12 protein-coding genes and 1 tRNA gene are annotated in these 17,618 nt (G+C 70.7%); 10 read left to right on the top strand and 3 right to left on the bottom strand.

The genetic code is table 11. From position 1 onward, the window contains the following. Nucleotide 1 precedes the first annotated feature (1 nt). From ACFUO4_RS07235 to ACFUO4_RS07220, 4 genes are all read left to right on the top strand, one after another. The gene (locus tag ACFUO4_RS07235; RefSeq protein ID WP_383480679.1) at nt 2-1,711 is read left to right on the top strand and encodes a formate dehydrogenase beta subunit; all 1,710 of its coding nucleotides are present in this window, start codon (nt 2-4) and stop codon (nt 1,709-1,711) included. Further along, on the top strand, nt 1,708-4,476 hold the full coding sequence (fdhF, locus tag ACFUO4_RS07230) for a formate dehydrogenase subunit alpha (RefSeq protein WP_383480676.1): 2,769 nt from the start codon (nt 1,708-1,710) through the stop codon (nt 4,474-4,476). Before ACFUO4_RS07235 ends, fdhF begins: the two co-directional genes overlap by 4 nt. Before the next feature lies 1 nt (nt 4,477). Continuing rightward, a complete protein-coding gene (locus ACFUO4_RS07225; RefSeq protein WP_383480673.1) occupies nt 4,478-4,690 on the top strand; it encodes a formate dehydrogenase subunit delta in 213 nt (70 codons plus the stop codon). Between the two features lie 114 nt (nt 4,691-4,804). Then, nucleotides 4,805-5,746 carry a LysR family transcriptional regulator gene (locus ACFUO4_RS07220; RefSeq protein WP_383480670.1) on the top strand — a complete coding sequence of 314 codons (942 nt, stop codon included), beginning with the start codon at nt 4,805-4,807 and terminating at the stop codon, nt 5,744-5,746. 3 nt (nt 5,747-5,749) lie between these two features. Here ACFUO4_RS07220 and ACFUO4_RS07215 read toward each other — a convergent pair whose 3' ends face one another. Continuing rightward, nucleotides 5,750-7,360 (bottom strand): FadD7 family fatty acid--CoA ligase, encoded by a 1,611-nt coding sequence (locus tag ACFUO4_RS07215; protein WP_383480667.1) that lies wholly within the window; start codon nt 7,358-7,360, stop codon nt 5,750-5,752. A gap of 257 nt (nt 7,361-7,617) precedes the next feature. On the opposite strand from ACFUO4_RS07215, the gene oxc reads away from it, so the two are divergent. Further along, entirely contained in the window at nt 7,618-9,366 is a 1,749-nt protein-coding gene (gene oxc / locus ACFUO4_RS07210; RefSeq protein ID WP_079309392.1) for an oxalyl-CoA decarboxylase, read from the top strand. A gap of 29 nt (nt 9,367-9,395) precedes the next feature. Then, nucleotides 9,396-10,652: a formyl-CoA transferase gene (gene frc, locus ACFUO4_RS07205; protein WP_079309393.1), complete on the top strand. Its 1,257-nt coding sequence runs from the start codon at nt 9,396-9,398 to the stop codon at nt 10,650-10,652. A 71-nt stretch (nt 10,653-10,723) separates the two neighbouring features. On the opposite strand, the gene ACFUO4_RS07200 is transcribed toward frc, so the two are convergent. Then, nucleotides 10,724-11,149 (bottom strand): PAS domain S-box protein, encoded by a 426-nt coding sequence (locus tag ACFUO4_RS07200; RefSeq protein ID WP_079309394.1) that lies wholly within the window; start codon nt 11,147-11,149, stop codon nt 10,724-10,726. A 234-nt stretch (nt 11,150-11,383) separates the two neighbouring features. Here ACFUO4_RS07200 and ACFUO4_RS07195 point away from each other — a divergent pair, with 234 nt between their 5' ends. The 4 genes from ACFUO4_RS07195 to ACFUO4_RS07180 all read left to right on the top strand — a co-directional run bounded on the left by ACFUO4_RS07195 (nt 11,384) and on the right by ACFUO4_RS07180 (nt 15,787). Then, nucleotides 11,384-12,088 carry a GntR family transcriptional regulator gene (locus ACFUO4_RS07195; protein ID WP_383480662.1) on the top strand — a complete coding sequence of 235 codons (705 nt, stop codon included), beginning with the start codon at nt 11,384-11,386 and terminating at the stop codon, nt 12,086-12,088. A 164-nt stretch (nt 12,089-12,252) separates the two neighbouring features. Next, nucleotides 12,253-12,337 (top strand) — tRNA-Leu (locus tag ACFUO4_RS07190). A gap of 358 nt (nt 12,338-12,695) precedes the next feature. Next, nucleotides 12,696-14,741, top strand: a complete 2,046-nt coding sequence (fusA, locus tag ACFUO4_RS07185; RefSeq protein WP_383480659.1) for an elongation factor G — start codon at nt 12,696-12,698, stop codon at nt 14,739-14,741. Between the two features lie 131 nt (nt 14,742-14,872). Then, on the top strand, nt 14,873-15,787 hold the full coding sequence (locus tag ACFUO4_RS07180; protein WP_383480656.1) for an LLM class flavin-dependent oxidoreductase: 915 nt from the start codon (nt 14,873-14,875) through the stop codon (nt 15,785-15,787). 17 nt (nt 15,788-15,804) lie between these two features. On the opposite strand, the gene ACFUO4_RS07175 is transcribed toward ACFUO4_RS07180, so the two are convergent. Next, nucleotides 15,805-17,550: a coagulation factor 5/8 type domain-containing protein gene (locus ACFUO4_RS07175; RefSeq protein WP_383480653.1), complete on the bottom strand. Its 1,746-nt coding sequence runs from the start codon at nt 17,548-17,550 to the stop codon at nt 15,805-15,807. Nucleotides 17,551-17,618: the final 68 nt, after the last annotated feature.

Here is a 17,618-nt window from a genome sequence, read left to right as displayed (position 1 = left end):
CATGAACAACGCTTCCCACTCCACCGACAGTGCTTCCCGCGCCACCGACAGCGCTTCCCACTCCACCGACAGCGCTTCCCCCGCCGCCAACAACGCTTCCCCCGCGGGCAACAGCGCATCCCACGTCGCCGCGACGGTCTACGTTCCCCGCGACTCGGCGGCCCGCTCCGTCGGCGCGGACGAGGTGGCCGCCGCTCTCCAACGCGCCGCCACTCGTGGGGACTTCGCGATCGACGTCGTACGCAACGGATCGCGCGGCATGCTGTGGCTGGAGCCGATGATCGAGGTGGTCACCCCACAGGGCCGCGTCGGCTACGGCCCCGTGGCCCCCGAGGACGTCGACGGCCTCCTCGCGGCCGGCCTGCTCGACGGCGCGCGGCACCCGCTGCGGCTCGGCCTCGTCGACGAACTCCCTTGGCTGGCACGGCAGACGAGGGTCACCTTCGCCAGAGTCGGCGTCACCGACCCGCTCTCCCCGCAGGACTACGTGGAGCACGGCGGCCTCAAGGGACTCCGCGCCGCCCTCGCCATGGCCCCCGCGGATGTCGTCGCCGCCGTCACCGAGTCGGGGCTGCGAGGCCGAGGCGGCGCCGGATTCCCGGCCGGCATCAAGTGGAAGACGGTGCTGGACTGCGCCGACGAGCTGAAGTTCGTGTGCTGCAACGCGGACGAGGGCGACAGCGGGACCTTCGCCGACCGGATGGTCATGGAGAGCGACCCGTTCCTGCTCATCGAGGGCATGACCATCGCGGCGCACGCGGTCGGCGCGAGCGAGGGCTACGTCTACATCCGCTCGGAGTACCCGGACGCCGTCGCCACGATGCGCGAGGCCATCGAACTCGCCCGCGAACAGGGCTGGTTGGGGCAGGGCATCCTGGGCTCGCCGCTCGACTTCGACCTGCACGTCCGCGTCGGCGCCGGCGCGTACATCTGCGGCGAGGAGACCTCCATGCTGGAGAGCCTGGAGGGCAAGCGCGGCATGGTGCGCGCGAAGCCGCCGATCCCGGCGATCGAGGGCCTGTTCGGCAAACCGACCGTGGTGAACAACGTCCTGACGCTCACCACCGTCCCGGTCGTCCTCGCCGACGGCCCGAGGGCTTACCAGGACCTCGGCGTCGGCCGCTCCCGCGGCACCCAGGTCTTCCAGCTCGGCGGCAACATCGCCCGCGGCGGCATCGTCGAGACGGCGTTCGGCATCACCCTGCGCGAGCTGATCGAGGACTACGGCGGCGGCACCCGCACCGGGCGCCCCGTGCGGACCGTCCAGGTCGGCGGGCCGCTCGGCGCGTATCTGCCCGAGTCGCAGTTCGACCTGCCCATGGACTACGAGGCGTTCGCCGAGGCCGGCGCCATGCTCGGGCACGGCGGGGTCGTCGTCTTCGACGACACCGTGGACATGGCGGCGCAGGCCCGCTTCGCGATGGAGTTCTGCGCGGAGGAGTCCTGCGGCAAGTGCACGCCCTGCCGGGTCGGGGCCGTACGCGGTGTCGAGGTGATCGACAAGATCGTCGCCGGTACGCACCGCGACGAGAACCTCGCCCTGCTCGAAGACCTCTGCGACCTGATGACCGACGGCTCGCTGTGCGCGATGGGCGGGCTCACCCCGATGCCCGTGCGCAGCGCCCTCACCCACTTCCCCGACGACTTCCTGGGCGGGCGCACGCTCCTGGACATCCACCCCGTGAACACGAGGACGGAGGGCACGGTATGACGCTCCTCAAGGAACCCGACTTCGGAACACCGGAGCGACCGGGCCCGGCCACGGTCTCCGTCGAGATCGACGGCCTACCGGTGACCGTGCCCGAGGGCACCTCGGTGATGCGCGCCGCGGCGGAGGCCGGCGTCGACATACCCAAGCTGTGCGCCACCGACAGCCTGGAGGCCTTCGGCTCCTGCCGTCTGTGCGTGGTCGAGATCGACGGCCGCCGCGGCACCCCGGCCTCCTGCACCACCCCCTGCTCGGACGGCATGAAGGTGAGCACCCAGACACCGAAGGTGGAGAAGCTCCGCCAGGGCGTCATGGAGCTCTACATCTCCGACCACCCCCTCGACTGCCTGACCTGCCCCGCAAACGGCGACTGCGAACTCCAGGACATGGCAGGCGTGGTGGGTCTGCGGCAGGTCCGCTACGGCTACGAGGGCGCGAACCACCTCGACGCCGAGAAGGACACCTCCAACCCCTACTTCGACTTCGACCCGTCCAAGTGCATCGCCTGCTCGCGCTGCGTCCGCGCCTGCGGCGAGGTCCAGGGCACGTTCGCGCTCACCATCGAGGGCCGCGGATTCGACTCCAAGGTCTCGCCGGGCGCGGGGGAGTCCTTCATGGACTCCGAGTGCGTCTCCTGCGGCGCCTGCGTCCAGGCCTGCCCCACGTCCACGCTCCAGGAGCGCTCGGTCGTCGAACTCGGCATGCCCACCAGGTCCGTTGTCACCACCTGCGCCTACTGCGGCGTCGGCTGCTCCTTCAAGGCCGAGCTGCGCGGCGACGAACTCGTGCGCATGGTCCCGTACAAGGACGGCGGCGCCAACGAGGGCCACTCCTGTGTGAAGGGCCGCTTTGCCTTCGGCTACGCCACCCACCCCGACCGCGTCCTCAAGCCAATGGTTCGCGACCGCATCACCGACCCGTGGCGCGAGGTCGAGTGGGACGAGGCGATCGGCACGGTCGCCCGCCGGATGCGGGAGATCCAGGACCGGCACGGCTCGGGCGCGGTCGGCGCCATCACCTCCTCGCGCTGCACCAACGAGGAGGTGTACGTCGTCCAGAAGATGGTCCGCGCGGCCTTCGGCAACAACAACGTCGACACCTGCGCCCGCGTCTGCCACTCCCCGACGGGTTACGGCCTCAAGCAGACCTTCGGGGAGTCCGCGGGCACCCAGGACTTCCGCTCGGTCGCCGAGGCCGACGTCATCATGGTCATCGGCGCCAACCCCACCGACGGGCACCCGGTGTTCGCCTCCCGGATGAAGCGCCGGCTGCGCGAGGGCGCCCAGCTCATCGTCGTCGACCCGCGCCGCATCGACCTGGTCCGCTCGCCGCACATCGAGGCCGCACACCACCTCCAGCTGCGGCCCAGCACCAACGTGGCCGTGGTCAACGCCATGGCCCATGTCGTCGTCACCGAGGACCTGGTCGACCGGGACTTCGTGACCGCGCGCTGCGAAGGCTACGACGACTGGGCGGAGTTCGTCGCCCGTCCCGAGAACAGCCCGGAGGCGGTCGAGGACATCACCGGCGTACCCGCCGCCGAACTCCGCGCCGCCGCACGGCTGTACGCGTCCGCGCCCAACGGCGCCATCTACTACGGCCTCGGTGTCACCGAGCACAGTCAGGGCTCGACCATGGTCATGGGGATGGCCAACCTCGCGATGGCGTGCGGCAACATCGGCCGTGACGGCGTCGGCGTGAACCCGCTGCGTGGCCAGAACAACGTCCAGGGCTCCTGCGACATGGGCTCCTTCCCGCACGAACTCCCCGGCTACCGTCACGTCTCGGACGACGCGGTGCGCACCGTCTTCGAGAACCTCTGGGGTGGAACTCTCCTCGCCGAGCCGGGACTTCGCATCCCCAACATGTTCGACGCGGCCATCGACGGCTCCTTCCGGGGCCTGTTCGTGCACGGCGAGGACATCGCCCAGTCCGACCCCAACCTCAAGCACGTCACCGCCGCGCTCGAAGCCATGGAACTGGTCGTCGTCCAGGACCTGTTCCTCAACGAGACCGCCAGGTACGCGCACGTCTTCCTGCCGGGCGCCTCCTTCCTGGAGAAGGACGGCACCTTCACCAACGCCGAACGCCGCATCAACCGCGTCCGCGCGGTGATGAAGCCCAAGACCGGCAAGCACGAGTGGCAGATCGTGAGCGAGATCGCCACCGCCATGGGCTACCCGATGGCCTACGACCACCCGGGCCAGATCATGGACGAGATCGCCGCCGTGACCCCGACGTTCACCGGCGTCTCCTTCGAACTGCTCGACAAGCTCGGCAGCGTGCAGTGGCCCTGCAACGAGGAGGCACCGGAGGGCACGCCCATCATGCACGTGGACGAATTCGTGCGCGGCAAGGGCAGGTTCGTGGTCACGTCGTACGTGCCGACCAGCGAACGCAGCACCAGGCGCTTCCCGCTGGTCCTGACGACCGGCCGCATCCTGAGCCAGTACAACGTCGGCGCGCAGACCCGTCGTACCGGCAATGTCGCCTGGCACCCCGAGGACATCCTCGAACTGCACCCGCATGACGCGGAGGACCGCGGCATCAAGAACGGTGACCTGGTCACCCTGGCCAGCCGGGTCGGTGAGACCACCCTGCGCGCCGAGATCTCCGACCGGATGCCGACCGGGGTCGTCTACACGACCTTCCACCATCCGGTGACCGGCGCGAACGTCGTGACCACCGAGAACTCCGACTGGGCCACCAACTGCCCGGAGTACAAGGTGACCGCCGTGCAGGTGGGCCTGGCGACGGCGGGGAGCTGAGATGACAGCCACCGTGCCGTCCGAGCAGCGGATGGCGAACGACATCGCCAGGAACCTCCGGCACCTGCCCGAGGAGCGGGCCGCGGCGGAGATCGCGGGGCACATCGACCGGTTCTGGGACCCGCGGATGCGCGCCCGGCTGTACGAGTACGCCGACGCCGGCGCGGACGGTCTCGACCCCTTGGTGGTCGCCGCGGTGGAGCTCCTCCGCTGAGGCAGCGCCGGGGCGTGCCCGGGGCTGTACACGTCGAACGGATACTGCATACAGTATCTGGGTCGGCCGTCTGCAGCCTCCGGGTCCGCCTGCCCGGCGAGAGAGGAGTCGTTCATGCTGTTCCGGCAGCTTGAGTACTTCGTGGCGGTGGCGCGGGAGCGGCACTTCGCCCGGGCGGCCGAGTCCTGCTTCGTGTCGCAGCCGGCGCTGTCGGCGGCGATCGCCAAGCTGGAACGGGAGTTGAACGTCACCCTCATCAACCGCGGGCACACCTACCAGGGCCTCACCCCGGAGGGCGAGCGGCTGGTCGTCTGGGCCAAACGCATCCTCGCCGAACAGGACGCCTTCAAGGCCGAGGTGGCCGCGGTCCAGTCCGGCATCACCGGCACCCTGCGGCTCGGCACCGACCCCACGGCCTCGACGACCCTCGCGCTGCCCGTCGCCGCGTTCTGCGCCGCCCACCCGCTGGCCAAGGTGCAGGTCCGCTCCCGGCTGTCGACCAAGGAACTCCACCGCCAGCTCCGCGACTTCGAACTCGACGTGGCGATCGCCCACTTCGACCCCGGCGACCAGGAGGGCCTCCAGGTCGTCCCGCTCTACCAGGAGCGGTACATGCTGCTGGTGTCGGACGACCAGCCGGTCACCCAGTCCGCCACCGTCACCTGGGCGGACGCGGCCCAACTGCCGCTCGCCCTGCTGACACCCGACATGCGCATCCGGCAGATCGTCGACACCGTCTTCGCCGAGAAGGGGTTCATGGTGACCCCGCAGATCGAGACGGACTCGATCGCCTCCCTCTACGCCCATGTGGGCGGCGGCGGTTGGGCGAGCATCGTCCCGCACACCTGGCTGCGCGCGATGCCGGTCGTCGGCCGCACCCGGGCGCTGCCCCTGGTCGATCCGGAGGCCGGCGCCCAGGTCTCGGTGGCGATCCACGCCGGAACCCCCGGCTCGGTCGCCGCCCGCGCCTTCGTCAACGCGGCGACGGGCCTGTCCCTGGACGACGTCTTCGCCCGGCCCCTGCCCACCGAACACCTCGTGCGGACCGTCCCCTGACGCTCACGACGCGAACCGTGCCTGTACGGCCTTCCGGTCGAGTCCTCCCTTGGCGGTGTACGGCAGCGCGTCGACCACGTCGAGCCGGTCGGGCACCTCGAACGCGGCGAGCCGGTCCCGGCAGTACCGCAGGATCTCCGCCGCGTCCACGCCTTCCCCGTCCCGCACCACCACCGCGGCCCCGACCCGCTGCCCGTACGTCGCGTCCGGTACGGCGAACACGGCCGCCTCCGCCACCCCCGGGCACCCGGCGAGGATGTCCTCCACATGCTCGGGCGCGATCTTCTCCCCACCGCGGTTGATGAGGTTCTTGATCCGCCCGGTGAGCGACAGATATCCGTCCGCGTCCAGCATGCCCAGGTCACCGGTGCGCAGCCAGCCGTCGACGAAGATGTACGACGTCTCGTCCGCGTCGCCGAGATACCCGCGGGCGACCGTGGGCCCCTGCACCCACACCTCGCCCTCCACACCCACGGGGCGGGGAACCCCGCCGGGGCCGACGACCCGGACCTCGACGCCGGTCGGCCGGCCGACCGAGCCCTGCTTCAACTCCCCACGTCCCGGCAGGGGTTCACTGGTCGCCTGGTGCGAGGACTCGGTCATCCCGTACGCCGACAGCAGGGGCGCGCCGAACGTGCGCTCCAACGCCCGCTGCGTGGCGGTGTTGAGCGGAGCGCTGCAACTGCGGACGAACTTCAGCGGCGGCGCCTGCGCCCCCGGATACTCCTGCTCCGACCGGTCCAGCAGGATCTCGTGCATGGCCGGAACCGCCGTGAACCACGTGGCCGCCACCGCCCGCATGTCGTCCCAGAACGTCGTCGCGGAGAACCGCCCCCGCTCGGGCAGCAGCACACAACCGCCGCTCGCCAGCGAGGCCAGCAGTGCCGCGAACAGTCCGTGCCCGTGGAAGAACGGCATCACCGCCACCGTCGCGTCTCCCGGCCCCAACTCGTAACTGGCGCAGATGTTCCGCACGGACGCCGTGACGTTCGCGTGGGTCAGCGGGACCATCTTCGGCCGGGCACTGGTCCCCGCGGTGAACATGACGAGGGCGTCGTCCGCCGACAACTCGGCGGCGGCTCCCGGTGCATGGGCGGCGGGACCGCGGTCTGCGGCTCCCGGAACATGGGCCGCAGAGCCGACGTCGAGGGTGACCGATGCCGTGCCCGCCCGGGAGGCGCCGACGCGCAAGGGCCACGCCGGCACCGGCAGTCGAGCGTCCGCGACGGGCGGTCCCACCAGCACGCTCCGGGCACCCAACGCACCCACGCGGGCCGAGAGTTGTGCCTGGGGGAGCGCCGGGTCGAGCGGTGCGACCACCAGCCCGGCCCGTGCCGCTCCGAACAACGCCACCACGAACTCGGCCGTGTTGGCGGACAGCACCCCGACCGCGTCGCCGCGGCGCAGCCCCGCCCCGCCGAGCCGGGCGGCCACGTCGTCGGCCAGGGCGGCGAGGGCGCGGTAGGACAGATGGACCCGCTCACCGCCGACGACGAGCGCACGGGCGTACGGACGTTCCCGGACCTGCCGGTCGAGGAGGTCGACGAGGCCTGTCAGCGTCGGAGGCCGGTACCGGCCCGCGTCGCGCACCGATGCATCGACCACAGCGGCCATCACCCCACCCCCCTAGCGCCAGGTCCGACGGAACAGTCCTCTGCGAGCCTGCGGCGACCTCCGCCGGTCGTCCAATACGCACTGCCGAACGGTCGATAACGGGCGGCTATCAAGGCAGTTGTGAGGGCCTGCGCCGGCTCTCGATAGAAGTTGCTTATCGGCTGGTCGCCGATGGGTCTTGGACGTGGGCGAACGCGCTGCGGATGGTGAGAGGAGTAGCCGCACCGGCAGGACCTGCCCAAGGAGGACCCCGGACCATGACCGCCCCCTCGACACAGGAGACCGCGGCAGCAGCCGACGTGCCGACCGACCTCACCGACGGGTACCACCTGGTCGTCGACGCGCTCAAGATGAACGACGTCGACACCATCTACGGGGTCGTCGGCATCCCGATCACCGACCTCGCCCGCCTCGCTCAGGCCCAGGGCATCCGCTACATAGGCTTCCGGCACGAGAGCAACGCCGGACACGCGGCCGCCGCCGCCGGCTACCTCACCAAGAAGCCGGGCGTGGCCCTCACGGTGTCGGCACCGGGCTTCCTCAACGGCCTCGTCGCGCTGGCGAACGCGACCACCAACTGCTTCCCCATGGTGCAGATCTCCGGTTCCAGCGAGCGTCACCTCGTCGACCTCAAGCAGGGCGACTACGAGGAGATGGACCAGCTCGCCGCCGCCCAGCCGTTCGTCAAAGCCGCGTACCGCGTCAGCCGTGTCGAGGACATCGGCCGCGGTATCGCCCGCGCCCTGCGCACCGCGATCTCCGGGCGCCCCGGCGGTGTCTATCTTGACATCCCCGCCGCGGTGCTCGGCGCCATCATGCCCAAGGCGGAGGGGGAGAGGACCCTGAGCCGCCTCGTCGACCCCGCGCCGCGCCAGCTTCCCGCCCCCGACGCCGTGGACCGCGCGATCGAGCTGCTGGCCTCCGCCGAGCGCCCGCTGATCGTGCTGGGCAAGGGCGCCGCGTACGCCCAGGCGGACGACAAGGTACGGGAGTTCATCGAGTCCACGGGCATCCCGTACGTACCGATGTCGATGGCGAAGGGCCTGCTGCCCGACAACCACCCGCAGTCCGCGGCCACCGCCCGCTCCCTGGCCCTGAAGAAGGCCGACGTCGTCCTGCTGATCGGCGCCCGCCTCAACTGGCTCCTCGGCCACGGCCAGGCGGGCTGGAACCCGGACGCCAAGTTCGTCCAGATCGACATCGACCCCAAGGAGATGGACAGCAACCAGCCCATCGCCGCGCCGCTCGTCGGCGACATCGAGTCGGTGCTCGACGCCCTCGCCGAACGCACCAAGCCCGGCCAGATCCAGGCCCCTTCGGCCTGGCGCGACGAACTCGGGGCGCGCTCCGCGCAGAACGTCGCCAAGATGGCCCAGCGGCTGGCGGCCGACCCGCACCCCATGCAGTTCATGGGCGCCCTGAAGGCCGTACGCGACGTCATCCACGCCCGCCCGGAGACCTACCTCGTCAACGAGGGCGCCAACGCCCTGGACATCGCGCGCAACGTCATCGACATGCACGTACCGCGCCACCGCCTCGACAGCGGCACCTGGGGCGTCATGGGCATCGGCATGGGGTACGCCATCGCCGCCGCCGTCGAGAGCGGACAGCCGGTCGTGGCCGTCGAGGGCGACAGCGCCTTCGGGTTCAGCGGTATCGAGATCGAGACGATCTGCCGCTACCGGCTGCCGGTCGTCACCGTGATCATGAACAACGGCGGCGTCTACCGCGGCGACGACACCAACCCGTACGACGACGCCCCCGCGCCCACCACGCTCATGTCGGCGGCCCGCCACGACCTCCTCATCGAGGCGTTCGGCGGCAAGGGCTACCGGGCCACCACCCCCGCCGAGGTCACCGCCGCCCTCACCGACGCCCTCGCCTCCGGGGGCCCGGCGCTCATCGACTGCGTCATCGACCCCTCGGCCGGCACCGAGAGCGGCCACATCTCGCACCTCAACCCCAAGGGCATCACCGTCGGCAACATCACGCCGGCCAAGAAGTGACCACGTAACTTCACGCAAAGGAAGCAGACATGAGTGAAAAGCCGCTCGCCGGAATCAAGGTGATCGACTTCACCGGGGTCCAGGCCGGTCCCGCCTGCACACAGATGCTCGCCTGGTTCGGCGCCGACGTCCTGAAGGTGGAGCGCCCCAACGGCGGCGATGTGACCCGCCGTCAGCTCAGGGACATCGAGGACCTCGACGCGCTCTACTTCACGATGCTCAACAGCAACAAGCGCTCCCTCGCCATCAACACCAAGACCCCCGAGGGCAAGGAGGTGCTGGAGAAGCTCATCAAGGACGCCGACGTCCTGGTGGAGAACTTCGCGCCAGGCGCCCTGGACCGCATGGGCTTCACCTGGGAGCGCATCCAGGAGCTCAACCCGCGCCTGATCTTCGGCTCGGTCAAGGGCTTCAACGACCAGTCGTCCTGGAACGACCTCAAGGTCTACGAGAACGTCGCCCAGTGCGCCGGCGGCGCCGCCTCCACCACCGGCTTCTGGGACGGCCCGCCGACCATCTCCGGCGCCGCCCTCGGCGACACCAACACCGGGATGCACCTGGCGATCGGCATCCTCACCGCGATCATCGACCGCACCAAGACCGGCAAGGGCCAGAAGGTCTCCGTCTCCATGCAGGACGCCGTCCTCAACCTGTGCCGCGTCAAGCTGCGCGACCAGCAGCGCCTGGAGCGGGTCGGCTACCTGGAGGAGTACCCCCAGTACCCCAACGGCGAGTTCACCGACGTCGTCCCGCGCGGCGGCAACGCGGGCGGCGGCGGCCAGCCCGGCTGGGTCCTCAAGTGCAAGGGCTGGGAGACCGACCCGAACGCGTACATCTACTTCACCGTCCAGGAGCAGAACTGGAAGCGGACGGCCGAGGTGATCGGCCACCCCGAGTGGGCGGACGACCCGGAGTACGCCACCGCGCGCGCCCGGCAGTCGCACATCTTCGAGATCTTCGCGGAGATCGAGAAGTGGCTCGCCGACAAGACCAAGTACGAGGCGGTGAACATCCTGCGCGAATGGGAGGTGCCCTGCGCCCCCGTGATGAGCATGAAGGAGATCGCCTACGACGAGGACCTGCGCAGGAGCGGCACGGTCGTCGAGGTCGAGCAGAAGGAACGCGGCACCTACCTCACCGTGGGCAGCCCGGTGAAGTTCTCCTCCTTCAAGCCCGACATCACCGGTGCCCCGCTGCTGGGCGAACACAGCTCCGAGGTCCTGGTCGAACTCGGCTACGACGAGGAGACCATCGGCCGCCTGAAGGAGAACGGCGTCATCGTGTAGGCAGGGGTGACATGTGAGTGGGGGCCGTTGCCTTGAGGCAACGGCCCCCACTCAGGTGCGTGCCGGGAGCTTCAGACGGTCGCCTCGGCGCGCCGCCGCATCAACTCGCGCTCCCGCTCCCGCCGCGCGGTCACATCCCGGATGACCGCACCGCAGTACATGGCACCGTCGGCGGCCGGGAGCATGACCACGCTGAACTCGATGGAGATCCTGCGCCCGTCCGCGGCCAGCGCGGGCACGTTCAGCAGGTCCGCCTCGCCGTACTTGCTGGTGCCGCGGTCCATGGCTTCCTGGAAGCCGTCCCAGTGCCGCTTGCGGTGCTTCTCCGGGATGATCACGTCCAGACTCCGGCCGTCCACGTCAGCCGCCGAGAACCCGAAGATACGCTCCGCGCCCTGGTTCCAGTAACGGATGAGGCCGTCGCCGTCGATGATCACGATGCCGTCGGGCGCCTGGGCGGCCATTCCCAGGACCACCTCGGGATGCAGATCTTCCATGTCGCCTCCGAGCAGGGGCAGTTGGTGGGCTGAAGCGGGACCCTTGCGGCGCAGGGGGCGCTCCCCGCCACTCAGGGTCCCGCCGCCGTCGAATCATGTCGACGAAATATTGTCTACAGGATGGAAGAGGTGCCAGCAAGACTTCCGCGCGTTTGTGCGCCGTAGACTGTAGGCGAAAGCCAATCCATAATTGCCTCCTGCACGCAGCGACGACGCCGACGAGGAGGGGCCGTGATGTTGTCGACGACTGGCCTGCCACAGGGTGCGGTGCCCAAGCTCGAACGTCCCGGCCCGCTGCGCGACCGTGTCTACGAGGCACTCCTCGAACTCATCACCACCCGTGCCCTGCAGCCCGGCCGGCATCTGGTCGAGAGCGAGCTCGCCGGGCACCTCGGCGTCTCGCGTCAGCCGGTGCGCGAGGCACTGCAGCGGCTCAGCACCGAGGGGTGGGTGGACCTGCGCCCGGCCCAGGGCGCGTTCGTGCACGAACCGACGGAGGAGGAGGCCGACCAGCTCCTCACCGTCCGCACCCTCCTGGAGGCCGAAGCGGCCCGGCTCGCCGCGGCCAACGCCGGCAGTGCGGCCATCGCCGGCAGTGCGGCCATCGCCGCCCTCGAGGAGCTGTGCGCCGAGGGCGAGCGAGCCGTCGCGGCCGACGACGTGGACGGCGCGGTCGCGATCAACGCCCGACTGCACGCGAAGATCATGGAGCTCGCGGGCAACAAGGTCCTCGCGGAGCTGGCCGCCCAGGTCGACCGGCGGGTGCGCTGGTACTACACGCCGGTGGCGCGGCAGCGCGGACAGCAGTCCTGGATCGAGCACCGCGAACTGATCGCCGCGATCGCGGACCGCGACGAACACCGGGCGACCGAGGCCATGCGGACCCACACCGAGCAGACGCGGAAGATGTACCACGCGCGGGGGAACCGGCCGCGCTGACGGTAACCGCCCGGTCGCGCAGGGTGTGGCCGTGAGGGGCCTGCCGCAGGTGGCGGGGGACGGCTGTCCGGAGGACGGATATGCAGGTGAAAGGCACTCCGAAAGCTTGGTATTGTTGTCCATGTCGCCGCGGGGAACACCCCCGGCCAGGCGGCAGACACCTAGTCCGGGTGGCGGAATGGCAGACGCGCTAGCTTGAGGTGCTAGTGCCCTTTATCGGGCGTGGGGGTTCAAGTCCCCCCTCGGACACAGAGAGTAAGCACAGCTGTGCGGGTCGAGGATCTCCTCGACCCGCACAGCTGTTTTCCGTGCTGTGGGCGGCCGTCGAATAATCATGTGCCGACCTTCCCGTCCCCTCCCTACACTCACCACGAGATCAAAGAGATCCGTGACGAACGAGGGGAGCCCGGCCGTGTGTGACCGCACCGCTGTCGTCGCTTCCCGTACCCGGTACGAGGTGATCCTCGTGTCCCCGGCCGCCCGGCGCCCGCTGCGCGGCCGGTGCCGGATGCCCGTCACGAACTCCTGACGCATCGTCAAGCCATGTGTTTCGTACGGGAATCGCGCTGCCCCTTTTTTCACGGAACACCTCGAAAGGCCATGGGCCGTGCGTACTCGCAGCAACCCTCTCGCCACCGTCCGCAACCTGGGCATCCTCGCCCACGTCGACGCCGGCAAGACCACCGTCACCGAGCGGATCCTGTTCGCCACCGGCACCACCCACCGGCGCGGTGAGGTCCACGACGGTACGACCGTCACCGACTTCGACCCGCAGGAGCGCGATCGCGGCATCACGATCTTCGCGGCGGCGATCAGCTGTGCCTGGGACGGTCATCGCATCAACCTGATCGACACCCCGGGGCACGTCGACTTCGCCGACGAGGTGGAGCGCTCGCTCCGCGTCCTCGACGGCGCGGTCGCGGTGTTCGACGCCGTCGCGGGCGTGGAGCCGCAGAGCGAGTCCGTCTGGTGTCAGGCCGACCGGTACGGCGTTCCGCGGATCGCGTTCGTCAACAAGATGGACCGCGCGGGCGCCGACCTCGACGCCGCCGTCGCCTCCATCCGGGAGCGGCTGCACCCGGCGCCCCTCGTGGTGCAGCTGCCCATCGGGGCGGAGGACGGCTTCCGCGGAGTGGTCGACCTGGTCGGGATGCGGGCGCTGACCTGGGCCGACGGCGACGACATGGTCGCAGAGGAGATCCCGGGAGCACTCGCCGAGGAAGCGGCGCGACGGCGGAGGCTGCTGGAGGAAGCGGTGGCCGAACTCCACCCCGGCGCGCTGGAGGAGTTCTGCGCCCGGTCGGCGCTCGACGCGCGGACGCTCAGCGATGCGCTGCGCGACCTCACGCACTCCGGCGACGGGGTCGTGGTCCTGTGCGGCTCGGCCTACCGCAACCGCGGTGTCGAACCGCTGCTCGACGCGCTGGTGGCCTATCTGCCGTCGCCGCTCGACGTGCCCGCCGTACGCGGCACCGGCGAGGGCGACGGGCAGGAGCGGCCCGCCGACCCGGCGGCGCCGTTCGCGGGGCTGGTGTTCAAGGTGAACGCGACCCCGACCGGACGCCTCACCTACCTCCGGGTCTACTCCGGAACGATCGAGAAGGGAGACACGGTGTGGGACTCGGGCGTACGGCGCACCGAGCGCATCGGGCGCATCCTGCGGGTGCAGGCCGACCGGCACGCCCAGCTGGAGCGGGCGGTCGCCGGGGACATCGTGGCCGTCGTCGGGCTGAAGGCGGCCCGCGCCGGGTCGACGCTGTGCGCGCCGGACGCCCCGCTCGTCCTCGAACCGCCCGGTGCCGCCGAACCCGTCGTGTCCGTGGCGGTCGAGGCCGTACGGTCCACCGACACCGACCGGCTCGCCCAGGCGCTCGCCCGGCTGGCCGAGGAGGACCCGTCGCTCGTCGTGCGGACCGACCCGGAGACCGGGCAGACGGTGCTGTCCGGTATGGGCGAACTGCATCTGGAGGTCGCGCTGGAGAAGGTACGGCGTGACCAGGGGCTGGACGTCAACGCCGGGCGGCCGCGGGTGGCGCTCCGGGAGACCGTCGGGCGCGGGGTGTCCGGGTTCGTCTTCCGGCACGTCAAACAGGACGGTGGAGCAGGTCAGTTCGCGCATGTCGTCCTCGACGTGGAGCCGCTGCCCGTGGACGCCGGGTTCGAGTTCCGGTCGGCCGTCGTCGGCGGGCGGGTGCCGCAGGAGTACGTCCGGGCGGTCGAGGCCGGCTGCCGGGACGCCCTGGCCGAGGGCCCGCTCGGCGGTCACCCGGTGACCGGGCTCCGCGTCACCCTCACCGACGGGGCCACCCATGTGAAGGACTCCTCCGACACGGCCTTCCGCACGGCGGGCCGGTTCGGGCTCCGGGACGCGCTGCGAGCCTGCACCATGGTGCTGCTGGAACCCGTCGCCGAGGTCACGGTCACCGTGCCGGACGCCGCGGTCGGCGGTGTGCTCGGCGACCTCGCGGCCCGGCGCGGCCGGGTCACGGGTTCGGCGGCACGTGCCGGTTCGGCGGTGGTCACGGCCACCGTGCCGCTCGCCGAACTCTTCGGCTACGCAACCCGGTTGCGCAGCCGGACCCAGGGCCGCGGCACGTTCACGGCCCGGCCGACGGGGTACGCCCCGGCGCCGTCCGGGGTGGCGGCTGTGTAGTTCTGGGGCTGCGGTCCTAGGTCACAGGTCCCGTTGTCGGTTCGCACCGCGAACGAATAACGTTCGTGGTGCGAACCGAAAAGGTGCTCCCGGGGAGGGGCACGCAGTCGACGGGGAGGGTGGAATCCACCATGTCATCGCACAAGCCGGTGTTCGGTACCGGTATCAGCACAGCCGTCGCTGACATCGGGGAGTCGCTGCGGCTCGCCGCCCAGGCCGACCGGCAGGGCCTCGACCTGGTCACCGTCTCCGACCACCCCTACTACGCGGCCAGACTCGACGCGTACGCCCAGGTCGGGGTCGTGCTCGGGCGGACCGAGCGCGTCTCGGCCCTGGTCAGCGTCAGCAACCTGCCCAGCCGCCCGGCGCCGGTGCTGGCCCGCACGGTCACCTCGCTGTCCGCGCTGACCGGCGGCCGGCTGGTGCTGGGCATGGGGGCGGGCGGGCTGTGGGACGAGATCGCCCGGCTCGGGGTGGAGCGCCTCGGGCCGGGGGCCGCCGTGCGCGCCTTCGAGGAGGCCGTCACCCTGATCAGGCTGCTCGGTGGTGGCGGCGAACCGGTCACGTTCGAGGGGGAGTTCTACCAGGTGCACGGCCTCGAACCGGCCGCGGCCGAGGTGCCGCCCGTGTGGACCGGTTCGGTCGGGCCGAAGTCGCTCGCCGCCACCGGCAGGGTGGCCGACGGGTGGATCCCCGGCCACGCCGCCGACTGGCTGAGCCCGCGCTACCGCGACTCCCGGCCCGTCATCGACGAGGCCGCCCTGACGGCGGGCCGTGACCCCGCCGACATCGTCACCGTGTACAACCTCCCCGGCGTCATCACCGCCGCGCCCGTCGCCGCCCCGCGTGACGCCGGCGGCGTGTGGCGGGGCGGCTCGGTGGCGCAGTGGGTCGAGGAACTCACCGGGGCCGTCCTGGAGTTCGGCGCCCACGGGTTCGTGCACTTCCGCGTGGACGACGGCACCCCGGCCGACGTGACACTGGGCCGCTGGGCCCAGGAGATCGCCCCGGCGGTGCGGGAGGCCGCCATGGCCGCCCGCACCTGACGAGCCGTCAAGCTTCGTCAGGGATACGACACCACGGTGGACGGCACGGTCGACGTGCCCGATGTCGCCGCTCCCGTCTCGTTGATGACGTGCTCGTACTGGCCGTTGCCCCCGAGTGAGACGACCAGCAGGTCGTGGAAGCGCACTCCCGGCCGGTTCGGGGCGGCGAAGCCGTGGTGCTGCACGATCGTGGGGTCGACGTTGTAATAGCAGTAACTGCCAAGTCCCCAACCCTCGTGCGTGGTGACGGAGTTGGCGACCCGGTAGGCCGCATAGCCCTTGACCGCGCCGTTCTGGATCGCGGCCTGGTTCGGGGCGTCGTAGGCCTTCTCGTTCTGGAAGAAGATCGTGCGGCCGCGCTCGCCGAACCACTGGACGTCGTATTTGTTGAAGTGTTCCACGAACAGGCCGGTGGCGAGGACGTCGGAGCCGTTGACGACCACGCCGTAGTCCGCGCGGTTGGTCTCCCAGCCGACACCCTCGCCGTGGTCGGCGCGCCAGACCCAGGTGTGGTCGACGATGGTGTGCCGGTTGTTGACGACCATGGAGGTGGTGGCCTTGCCGGGGCCCGCGCCGCCGATGCGGATGAACACGTCCTGCACGGTGGTGGGGTTCGCGGAGTGGTCCCGCCAGGCGCCGCTCGGGCCGACCTCCAGCAGGGACGCCGAGTTGACCGGCCCGGCGTCGATCAGGAACCCGGCCAGCCGCACGCCGTCCACGTCGGCGACCTTCAGGGCGGTGACGCCGTTGTCCGGCACGAGGGTCGCGTAACCCAGGCCGAGGACCACGGTGTTGGCGCGGCTCACCTGGATCGGCCGGTCGACGTGGTAGATCCCCGGCGTCAGCAGCAGGTGCAGCCCCTGGGCGAGGGCCTGGTTCAGCGTCGCGGCCGAGACGCCCGGCTTGGCGACGTAGAACCGCGAGAGGGGGAGCGATGTGCCCCGGGGTGTGCCGTTGCCCCACGTCACTCCCCGTGCGTTGGTGCGCAGGGACGGCAGGAAGACCCGGTACTCGCTGCCGCTGAGGTACAGGAAGGGCTTCTCGCGGGAGACGGGTGTGGTGTCGAGGGTGGTGTACGGCGGGTTCGGGAAACTCTGTGCGGGGGCGCCCTCGACGCCGGAGAACACCATGTTCCAGACGCCGTTGAGCCAGCTGCCGATCGCGCTGTCCCGGGTGTACCACTGCTGCTGGGAGTACGGGCCGATCTGACCGTCGATGCGGCTGTCGGCGATGTAGCCGCCGCTGGCCCAACCGTAGCCGGTGGGCGCGAGGTTGAGGCCGCCGCGGACATGCATCCGGCGGAACGGCGCGGCCTGCGCGACCGCCCAGCGATTGGTGCCGTTCGCCGGGACCAGCGCCAGGTTCTCCGCCGAACGCCAGAAGTTCTGCGTGGCGTTGCCGCCGAACCACCCCGCGTCGACCGTCACGTCCCCGTTGATGGTCGTGTCGTCGGGGGAGAGGCCGAGACCCGCGATCGAGGTGTAGAAGCCGAGCTGGGCGTTGAGGCCGTGGTAGGTGCCGGGCTTGAAGAGCAGCGCGTAGCGGCCGGTGCCGAACTGGGCCGACTCCTGTCGGGCGAACACCGCGTCCAGCTTCGCCTGGATGTCCGGGGTGTCCGGGTCGAAGACCAGGACGTTCGGGCCGAGGTCGCCGCCTCCGGGGAGGGCCTTCGGGCGCCCCCAGGACGGGGTCGCGGACAGGGCGAGGGCGGTGGGCACCGCGGCACCCAGGACGGTTCTCCGGCTGAGCGGGGACGGACTCATGGGCGGCTCCTTGATCAGAAAGGTTCTCGTTCGGGAAGTGAACGGCGGAAGGGTTGGGAGCGCTCTCT

The sequence above is a fragment of the Streptomyces sp. NPDC057280 genome, assembly GCF_042668605.1.
Taxonomy (GTDB): domain Bacteria; phylum Actinomycetota; class Actinomycetes; order Streptomycetales; family Streptomycetaceae; genus Streptomyces.
This window is presented reverse-complemented; position numbering and strand designations above follow the sequence as displayed.

Excerpts from the sequence above, each read along its gene's own strand:
- ACFUO4_RS07235 (WP_383480679.1), top strand. The coding sequence starts at position 2 with ATGAACAACGCTTCCCACTCCACCGACAGTGCTTCCCGCGCCACCGAC.
- fdhF (WP_383480676.1), top strand. The coding sequence starts at position 1,708 with ATGACGCTCCTCAAGGAACCCGACTTCGGAACACCGGAGCGACCGGGC.
- ACFUO4_RS07225 (WP_383480673.1), top strand. The coding sequence starts at position 4,478 with ATGACAGCCACCGTGCCGTCCGAGCAGCGGATGGCGAACGACATCGCC.
- ACFUO4_RS07220 (WP_383480670.1), top strand. The coding sequence starts at position 4,805 with ATGCTGTTCCGGCAGCTTGAGTACTTCGTGGCGGTGGCGCGGGAGCGG.
- ACFUO4_RS07215 (WP_383480667.1), bottom strand. The coding sequence starts at position 7,360 with ATGGCCGCTGTGGTCGATGCATCGGTGCGCGACGCGGGCCGGTACCGG.
- oxc (WP_079309392.1), top strand. The coding sequence starts at position 7,618 with ATGACCGCCCCCTCGACACAGGAGACCGCGGCAGCAGCCGACGTGCCG.
- frc (WP_079309393.1), top strand. The coding sequence starts at position 9,396 with ATGAGTGAAAAGCCGCTCGCCGGAATCAAGGTGATCGACTTCACCGGG.
- ACFUO4_RS07200 (WP_079309394.1), bottom strand. The coding sequence starts at position 11,149 with ATGGAAGATCTGCATCCCGAGGTGGTCCTGGGAATGGCCGCCCAGGCG.
- ACFUO4_RS07195 (WP_383480662.1), top strand. The coding sequence starts at position 11,384 with ATGTTGTCGACGACTGGCCTGCCACAGGGTGCGGTGCCCAAGCTCGAA.
- ACFUO4_RS07180 (WP_383480656.1), top strand. The coding sequence starts at position 14,873 with ATGTCATCGCACAAGCCGGTGTTCGGTACCGGTATCAGCACAGCCGTC.
- ACFUO4_RS07175 (WP_383480653.1), bottom strand. The coding sequence starts at position 17,550 with ATGAGTCCGTCCCCGCTCAGCCGGAGAACCGTCCTGGGTGCCGCGGTG.